This window comes from Burkholderia sp. JPY481 (assembly GCF_038900515.1).
GTDB lineage: Bacteria > Pseudomonadota > Gammaproteobacteria > Burkholderiales > Burkholderiaceae > Paraburkholderia > Paraburkholderia youngii.
Genome location: NZ_JAYMRT010000061.1, coordinates 1 through 8,465 on the forward strand (window position 1 = coordinate 1; position 8,465 = coordinate 8,465).

The 8,465-nt window shown below is 58.8% G+C and carries 5 protein-coding genes and 6 pseudogenes; 6 read left to right on the top strand and 5 right to left on the bottom strand.

What is annotated here, in order from left to right:
* Positions 1 to 164: 164 nt before the first annotated feature.
* From VSR82_RS39145 to VSR82_RS39160, 4 genes and pseudogenes are all read right to left on the bottom strand, one after another.
* Positions 165 to 335: pseudogene (locus VSR82_RS39145) on the bottom strand (IS110 family transposase); the annotation flags it as partial.
* 126 nt (positions 336 to 461) lie between these two features.
* A complete protein-coding gene (locus VSR82_RS39150) occupies positions 462 to 665 on the bottom strand; it encodes a hypothetical protein (RefSeq protein ID WP_498858836.1) in 204 nt (67 codons plus the stop codon).
* The gene (locus VSR82_RS39155) at positions 650 to 1,240 is read right to left on the bottom strand and encodes a hypothetical protein (RefSeq protein ID WP_498858837.1); all 591 of its coding nucleotides are present in this window, start codon (positions 1,238 to 1,240) and stop codon (positions 650 to 652) included. Before VSR82_RS39155 ends, VSR82_RS39150 begins: the two co-directional genes overlap by 16 nt.
* Positions 1,241 to 1,290: 50 nt before the next feature.
* Positions 1,291 to 1,575: a hypothetical protein gene (locus tag VSR82_RS39160; RefSeq protein ID WP_375792186.1), complete on the bottom strand. Its 285-nt coding sequence runs from the start codon at positions 1,573 to 1,575 to the stop codon at positions 1,291 to 1,293.
* A gap of 471 nt (positions 1,576 to 2,046) precedes the next feature.
* Here VSR82_RS39160 and VSR82_RS39165 point away from each other — a divergent pair.
* A pseudogene (locus VSR82_RS39165) lies at positions 2,047 to 2,139 on the top strand (IS6 family transposase); the annotation flags it as partial.
* A 103-nt stretch (positions 2,140 to 2,242) separates the two neighbouring features.
* Here VSR82_RS39165 and VSR82_RS39170 read toward each other — a convergent pair.
* Positions 2,243 to 3,691, bottom strand: a complete 1,449-nt coding sequence (locus VSR82_RS39170; protein ID WP_498858838.1) for an FAD/NAD(P)-binding protein — start codon at positions 3,689 to 3,691, stop codon at positions 2,243 to 2,245.
* A gap of 778 nt (positions 3,692 to 4,469) precedes the next feature.
* Here VSR82_RS39170 and VSR82_RS39175 point away from each other — a divergent pair.
* The 5 genes and pseudogenes from VSR82_RS39175 to VSR82_RS39195 all read left to right on the top strand — a co-directional run.
* Entirely contained in the window at positions 4,470 to 4,571 is a 102-nt protein-coding gene (locus tag VSR82_RS39175; protein ID WP_498858839.1) for an HU family DNA-binding protein, read from the top strand.
* Positions 4,572 to 4,650: 79 nt separating this feature from the next.
* Positions 4,651 to 5,683: pseudogene (locus tag VSR82_RS39180) on the top strand (IS110 family RNA-guided transposase).
* A 383-nt stretch (positions 5,684 to 6,066) separates the two neighbouring features.
* Positions 6,067 to 7,148, top strand: a pseudogene (locus tag VSR82_RS39185) (IS630 family transposase).
* 80 nt (positions 7,149 to 7,228) lie between these two features.
* Positions 7,229 to 8,268 (top strand): annotated as a pseudogene (locus VSR82_RS39190) (IS630 family transposase); the annotation flags it as partial.
* Between the two features lie 5 nt (positions 8,269 to 8,273).
* Positions 8,274 to 8,465, top strand: a pseudogene (locus VSR82_RS39195) (MFS transporter); the annotation flags it as partial.

Below are 8,465 nucleotides of genomic sequence, written 5' to 3' on the forward strand. Positions count from 1 at the left end.
CGACGCCGGATAGATTCGAGCAAGCCAACACAGCATCAAGCGTCAGGGTTGCAAAACTGGGGCGGACCATAGATTCTTGCTTGTTGTTAGTCAAAAACACAGTCGTATGCCTACCCGCTATTTTAAGTGGGAGACTGTGTCCGGCGATTCAGGGGGCCGCTCCACGCTTTATCCAACGCGGACCGACCTTTAGCCATCACTTCATCGTACTCGGTCAGCAAACCCCGTATGCTGTTGATCTGCATCGTGCGGAACTTCACTAATTGCTGTCGCATCCGGCGCAGCGCCAGCACGGCCTGCTGCGCCTCGGTCTTGACCGCCACCGCCTTGCCCCCAAAATGCGGCTCACCCGAGCTGTAGCTCGAGATACGGACCAGTCGCTTTGCTTTTATCATTACAACCGGCAATTCAAGCGTGCTGAAATTCCTTGCCGGATTCTTGAGGACACGAGCAGCCAAACGCTATTCCTCCGCGTAGCCGGCTGCGGCCCGCAGAACCATCGACAGGTTGACCTTCTCGAGCGGGGTGCTGCCACCGCCCTGCTTGCATTTGGGCTGCTTGCCGCCGATCACCTCCAGCGGGGTAAGGCCACCCAGCGAGCGCCGCGGATTCGTGAAGAATGCCCATTTGCTGGCGCCCGGAAGCTCTTTCAGCGCCCTAGACACGCGAGCAACCGTGCGCCGGTCGAGGCTCTCGTCCAAAAAAAAGCCGGGTAATAGCTGACCCCGTTCGGACCGTCTACGGTGAACAACGATCCCGTCTTCAGCCGCTGGTTGATTGCCTGCCGCGTGACCCCCGCACGTCGCATGAATTCCGCAGGCTCAAGCAATGAGCCTTCCTTTGCGAGCTTCGCGCGGGCGGCCATCGCCTCTGTAAACATTTCCGCTTCGACGGAGGACATGGCCGCATCGCGCCCGGCCCTGTGATGCAGCGCCGAGCGAGCACGTTGTGCGGGCACACGGCGGCTGGATCCCGTTCCGGACTTCGTGGCCAGCGTCAGCTCGCCCGCCGCGTCGGCGACGACCGTCAGCGCATCATCGAAGCCCTGTGCGAACAGCGCGATCGACTGTGCGAATCTCTGCTGATTTTTAGCGGGAAGCTGACCGATATCCGCCTGCATTGAGCTCGCCACGACCTTGCGGATCGCTTCCGGAGTTCGCGCACCAGTACGATCCAGCATCTTCGCAGCACGCACAAGCAGCCGTGAAAACTCAGAGGCCTGAATGGTTGCCGTAGACATACAATCTCTTCCAAGGAACGGCCAAGCCTATTCCGAATATAGCGAAATTGTTAAGGAAGTAAAGGAAATAGCTCCGTCATGCTGCACCGCCCTACCAGCCGCTCGTCGCGGGCATCCGCGCAGCGGCGGTTCAGCATCCTGCGAACCGGATACCGGTCAAGCAGGGCCCGCGCATTGGTCAGCCCGTAACCAAAACGCAGCACGTTCTCGATGTCTATGAAGTCGGCGTAGCGGCCCGAGTCGGCCAGCCAGCATGCTTCCTCAAGGATGGCCGCTTCCCCCGGCGAAGGCGGCGCACCGCCGTCCTCTTCCGTCATCACCCCATTCTTGTCCATGTCGTCACCAGACCGTTGATGCATGCCTCCGGACGCGGCATCAAGAGTTTGTCCGACGCAGGTGCGTCGTACACCGGCTGGTATCGCTTGACGTGCCTACGCTTATTGAAAACGCATCACGCCATTTCGCGCATGATGGCATGCGAGCCAACGTGCGTCGTTGCGAAGCGATGTCTGGCGAATGATCCAAGGCGGGCCGTCTACGCTGACGAACGATTGTCGAAGCCGTCCTCTGGATCGCCTTCCTTGCCCGGCAAGACGTTTCATCGCTCAATAACGTTCGAATCATCTTGGCCTGCTCGCGCAAAAGACAAGATGTAAGCACATTTCATCGAATGTAAACGGCCCCTAGATGCTGTGTGGAAGGGCTGCGTCAGGCGTGCCCGTTTGCGTGCTCCCTCGGAGAAAACGAGTCTGGAAATCCCGTTTTACTCCAGTCCGGCTTACTGCCACTGCCCTCCCACATAGCATCTAGGTGGCATCGAAGTCATGCACATGATCGTCAAGGGGAAAGTGAACGATGGCGGCGTTTGGCAAACTCCCGCACATCAGTTCTATTCGCTGGCTGGACAAGGAATCCATGCCATATCGGTCTTGACCGACCTCTCGGTCTTACTGCGACAGAACCCGCTTGCATCCCCGCCCCTGTCAAGCAATGCGCTCGCGTTTAATGTGCAGAAACCTGCCGCATTATGATCTCCGTCATCCGCTCGATATGCATTAGCAATTCGGGCACCGCCGTCGCCTCCCAAAAGCGTCTTCTAAGCGCAGGGCCAATATAAAACAGAGATGGATTCGTACAGCTACTGACTCGAACCACGCGGTAAGACTCATCAACACACAACCCCGCCCAGTCAAATTTTGCAATCCCGTCGCGCCGTAACTGATCGAAAAGAGAATCACACGCGTGTGCTATAGGCCGGTGTATGCAATCTGCATGCAGCTCTGTATCTGACGCCGTAGCTCGATGAGCCGGAGCCATCCCGACACCGGTGCAATTCACGAAATACGATGCGTGCACAACGCGCGAGCCCGTTGCTGCGCGCGGGCGAATAGCCAGCAGCAGCCCGTCGCCATGTGCGCTGATTGTCTCGATTCGCCCCCCCATAAGCGAGAGACGCCCACTCATCCTGAGTGACGCGACAAGCGCTGCCGTGGAAGCTGGCTGTCGGTGACGATGTGTGTCCCAGTAAGGCGCAATATGGCGCACGAAAGCGCGCCGGTCGGCCTCAGACCAGTTTGACCAGATCTGCGGTACCGCTGGACGCAGGCTATCGATCACCTCGCGCCAGTCACCGCCTCTCGCGCGATGTTCAGCAATGACTTTGCGTACGACGGTGATGCAATGCCTAGGGCCGGCAGTCAGTTGATCGAGAAGCGACCGCCGCGCTTCTGGCTGAAGTCTCGGCGGTGACTGGCAGTGGTGTTGGGGCAACAAACCACGGCGGGACATAAGCGTGAAGCGCAACTTTTCGCTGCGCCGGTGCAGCGCGTAAACAACGTCGAGTGCCGTTAGACCGGACCCGCACATGAAGAAATGGCTGTCATCCGGCACGGTCCGCAGTTTAACTGCGTCCCAGGGATTCGCGAGGAAACGTTGATCGAGTGAAGCGCCACCGGTCGCTGCTACAGTGATGGAGCGGCGGCCATCGCTGTGCCCGGTCGCAAGGACGACGTGATCGGCAGAAATCTCCACACCTGTGTGCAAATGAACCTTCGTTCGGCCATCCTCGACGGGTTTCAGCGCGACGGCGTATCCGTCATGTTGAGAAAACTGATGCTTCCCGGGGTTTTCGACGGCTTGTTTTAGCAGATGTGCAAGATAATCACCGTACCACGCACGTGGCAGGAAATCGTCGGGTTCGACAGGACGGCCCCGCAGTCGGCAATAATCGACAAAGCCGTTGCCGTTGTCCCGCTCAACACTGAGGGTCCGTGCGGGGGCGTTCAGGAGCCAGCCCTCTTCGTCTGACCGATAAGCAATACCGCGCGAAACGCGATAGCTGTCATCGACCAGTGCGATCGACAGGGGCTTCGCGGTTTGATCCGACAGTAGCCATATGGCCGTCATCGTCCCGCAAAAGCCGGCACCCACTATCACGATCGATACAGTCATTGCCACGGCTCCGATGATTGCTCGTATCCGCTCACGCAGAAAATTAATTTTGACGTTCGGATGGATACCCGCTCCGATGGAGTCGCTTGCATCGGGGCACGTCAGGAAAGCTCTCTTTCTGGCGCGGATAGTCGAAAGCTGTGCCGCGCGTCGCAGGAAGCAACTATGCGGCATTTCGCCTCAAGCTACAAAATCGATTGTTTGGATAACACTGATTCGCATCGCAAATGAATGGGTTCGGGGCGGATGGGTGTGCCGCCTCGAGGGTGCCGTTCAAACCCAGTAGCGCACCTAATTCGCGTAGACCGCGCCACACCGCAATGGCATCGCAGCGCTGTCCACGAACCCTCAAACAGTGGGGCCGGCTAACGGGGCGTCAACAATACTCCGCAAATTGAGGCTCGGATAGTTGGGGCTATCCGGGCCTTCATTTCGGGACAGTATGTCCGTCGGTTTCCGAATTCACCGGACTTTCAGGCGTCGGGGTCGTGCACGACGGTCATCCGGCTGAGTGCGGCTGAAGGAGGCGCGATTCGCAGGTTCGCCCGATCGGGCCAGTTCCCGGCATTGATGTCGTTGACGGCCCGATTGACCCTCGCGCCGCGGCGTCAATCGAGCCGGGGTCGCGCAACCCGCAAGCTTTCGCCCGCGTCCGGCAGCGGGCCAGGCTCGGACGGAGGGAAAACAGCGCGAGCTGCGTCGAGGTGCCTGCCGATTGCGCACACACCGGTGGATCAGGTAGCGTGGCGGCATCTTCACAACGTCTGCGGAAGCCACCATGAACAAGCAGGAATTCGTCGATGCGGTCGCCGCTAAGACCGGCACCAGCAGGGCGCTGGCCGGTGAAACCCTTGAAGCGCTGATTGGGGCTCTGATGTGATGGACGACTCCCGCTACCCAGCGAGCGGTTTATGCCAAAGTGGAGAAGTCGTGACGTCCACGGCAAAGGAGCGTTCATCATGAATATAGCGACTGTTGGACTGGATCTGGCCAAGAGCGTGATGAAGGTTCACGCAGTGAATTCGCAAGGCGAAATCGTTGTACGCAAACAGCTCAGACGCGCGAATGTACTTCGGTATTTTGCTACGCTCGAACCGTGTGTAATCGGCATGGAAGCGTGCGCCTCGTCGCACTACTGGGGCCGTGAGCTCACCAAGCTCGGACACACCGTTCGACTGATCGCCCCGCAGTTCGTCCGGCCTTACGTAAACCGACGCGGCCGACGCCGAAGCAATCTGCGAGGCGATAACGCGACCGAACATGCGCTTTGTACCACTCAAGACGCAGGCGCAACAGACAGTGCTGTCGCTGCATCGCGCACGCGCCGGTCTGGTCAAATCACGCACAGCACTTGCCAACCAGATCCGCGGGCTTCTTGGCGAATTCGGCATCGTGCTGCCACAGGGTATCCAACTGCTTGGCCAACGGGCCATGGCCGCTCTTTCCACTCGTGACGATGGGCATTCTGAGCCGTTCCGGGCGTTAATCCAGATGCTCGTCGAGCACTTGCGCGAACTTGGCAGCAAGGTGGCTGAGCTCGAAGGTCGTATCCGCGCGATCCATCGCACGGATGCGCCCGGTCGGCTTCTCGAAACAATACCCGGGATCGGGCCACTTACCGCGTCGGCCCTTGCAGCCTCGATCGGCAACGCCGGATCTTTTCGCAGCGGCCGCGAACTTGCTGCATGGCTGGGTTTGGTGCCGCGTCAGCATTCTTCGGGCGGCACGCCGCGTCTGCTGGGCATCAGCAAGCGCGGCGATACGGCATTACGAACACTTCTGATTCACGGCGCCCGCGCGGTTATTCGTATGGCAGCCAGCAAACCCGAAATGGCTGATTCCTGGGTGATGAAACTGTGTCGACGCCGGCACAAAAATATCGCTGCTGCGGCGCTCGCGGCAAAGAATGCACGGACGGCGTGGGCCATGCTGATACGAAATCAGCCCTTTCAGGCGGACCATGTGCCCACGCGAACCAGCGTGACAAATTGACAGGTCCCGCTATTAGCAGTGAAACAGCGTTCACTTCCAGAGGTTGCTTGAGCAGACTTCAATTCGATGGCAGAACGGTCGGACCGTGGTGGGCCGAACCCGCTTTGCACCAAGGGCAACCAAGCCCGAGGCTCTGATCGGGTACCCATTCGCGGATATTCATCGTGGGCCCGCAGCGAGTGCTGCCAACTGAGCCCGGATACATGGCTGCAACCTCGACCTGATGCCAGAAAACTGAGACTGCTTGACAACAGGGAGTCGTCCATACATGGTGCAAATAGGTGGTCTGTGCGAGATCGTTGTTATGTAGTGTTCTGTCCCAGAAATAACTTTGCATTTAATTATGTTGCTCTATGATCAAGTGATGTTGAGTGGAGGCGATCATGGGGCGCAAGGGAATCGAGGTGGTGGTCTCGGAACTGGAGCGGGAGCAATTGCGGTCGATGAGCCGCTCGCGGTCGCTGCCTCATTCGCTGGTGCGCCGGGCAAAAATTGTGTTAATGGCCGCTGACGGCCATACGAATCAGGAAATAGCGATGCAATGTGAAGTAACGCCTCCTGCGATCACGCACTGGAAAAAGCGTTTTGTCGCCCAGGGGCTTGCCGGCCTGCATGACGAAGCGCGCCCGGGGCGACCGCGCGCGCATGACGACGAAGCGGTGGCCGAGTTGCTGGCGAAGGTCCTGCATGAGAAGCCGGGCGGGGCAACGCACTGGAGTGTGCGTTCTGTTGCTGCGCAAACGGGTATTTCGAAGAGCTCGGTAGCCCGGTACCTGTCGCTGTTCGGCGTGCAGCCTCATCGCTCGAAGAGCTTCGAGCTTTCTACTGATCCGTACTTTGTTGAGAAGGTGCGCGATATTGTCGGTTTGTATCTGAGCCCACCGACCAACGCTCTGGTGTTGTGTGTCGACGAGAAGAGCCAGTGCCAGGCACTCGAGCGAACGCAACCGGTGTTGCCGATGGGTCTGGTTACCTCGAAGGTGTTACGCACGACTATATCCGGCATGGCACGACAAGCTTGTTTGCTGCGCTCAATGCGGTGACGGGCGAAGTCATCGCGCAATGCAAGTCGCGTCATCGACATCAGGAGTTTCTGGCCTTTCTGCAGCACGTTGATCAGGCTGTTGCGGAGGAGCTTGACGTGCATCTGATTGTCGATAACTACGCTACGCATAAGCACCCCAAGGTCAAGGCATGGCTGGCGAAGCACACCCGTTATCACATGCACTTCACGCCGACGTATTCGAGCTGGCTCAATCAGGTGGAGCGCTGGTTTGGCCTGATCACGCGGCAGGCTATCCGGCGCGGCTCCTTCAGAAATGTACGCCAGCTCATTGCCAGCATTGAGCGCTATGTTGTGCAGTACAACCAGCACAACCGTCCGTTCGTCTGGACGGCAGCCGCCGATTCCATCCTTCAGAAAGTGGCTCGGCTATGCAAAGTTATTTCCGGGACGGAACACTAGTCTCGTGAGTTTAAAATTCGTTAAATAATTTGCTGCCTGTAGTACCGTGTAATGAATGCCACGGACTCGAAGAGGCGGCGATGAGCGGAAGACCCAAGGCGGGGCTCGTGCTGAGCGAAGCTGAGCGCGAGCAACTCACGGCCCTGACGATGCGCCGCAAGACAGCACAGGCGGCGGCATTGCGAGCGCGGATCGTGCTGGCCCTGCGCCGACGGCATCGACAACAAGACGGTCGCGGCGAAACTGCGGGTCACCCAGCAAACGGTATCGAAGTGGCGTGCGCGCTATGTGGCGCATCGGCCCGATGGTTTGCTCGATGCGCCGCGTCCCGGCGCGCCGAGAACGATTGACGATACGCGCGTCGATGCTGTTATTGCAAAGACGCTCGAGTCGGTACCTACGGGAGCGACGCACTGGAGTACGCGCACGATGGCTCGCGAGATGGACCTCTCGCAGACAGCCGTGTCCCGAATCTGGCGGGCCTTTGGTCTGCAGCCGCATCGGCAGGAGACCTTCAAACTCTCGAGCGATCCGCTGTTCGTTGACAAGGTTCGCGATATCGTGGGCCTGTACCTCGATCCACCCCTGAAAGCAATGGTGTTGTGCGTGGACGAGAAGAGCCAGATCCAGACGCTGGATCGCACACAACCCATACTGCCGTTGGCCTCTGGCATTCCCGAGCGCCGTACTCACCACTACATGCGCCACGGCACAACGACGCTGTTCGCTGCACTGGACATCGCCACGGGCGAAGTCATCGGTGAATTGCATCGGCTGCCATCGCAGCAGCGAATTCCTGCAGTTCCTGCGTACGATCGACACCAGCGTGCCCGCCGGAATGGACGTGCATCTGGTGATGGACAACTACGGTACGCACAAGACGCCTTCGATTAAAAACTGGTTCGCTCGTCATCCGCGCTTCCATGTTCACTTCACGCCAACTTCCGCGTCGTGGCTCAATCAGGGCGAACGCTGGTTCGCCACGCTCACTGAGAAGTACATTCGACGTGGCACGCATCGCTCGACACGGCAACTTGAAGAGGCGATCCGGCATTACCTTGATGTCTATAACGTATCTGTGTGGCGCGCGGCCTCCGTCACGGCCAAAGCTGGACGTGTGTTCTGGTGCTGTACGGTATCGTCACGCTGTTTCCGTCGCCGATCGCGGCGCTGCTCGAATGGAAGGTTATCGCGACCACCGTCATATCCGTCATGCCTCTATTGCTGGCGGTATTCGAAATTGACATCACGGATACGGTGGACTTCTCGGTCTATTCCGCGTCGGGAGCGTTGCTGGGCTTCACGATTCTCTTCGCA

Coding starts and splice junctions, on each gene's coding strand:
- VSR82_RS39155 (WP_498858837.1), bottom strand. CDS start 1,240: ATGTCTACGGCAACCATTCAGGCCTCTGAGTTTTCACGGCTGCTTGTG.
- VSR82_RS39160 (WP_375792186.1), bottom strand. CDS start 1,575: ATGGACAAGAATGGGGTGATGACGGAAGAGGACGGCGGTGCGCCGCCT.
- VSR82_RS39170 (WP_498858838.1), bottom strand. CDS start 3,691: ATGACTGTATCGATCGTGATAGTGGGTGCCGGCTTTTGCGGGACGATG.
- VSR82_RS39175 (WP_498858839.1), top strand. CDS start 4,470: ATGAACAAGCAGGAATTCGTCGATGCGGTCGCCGCTAAGACCGGCACC.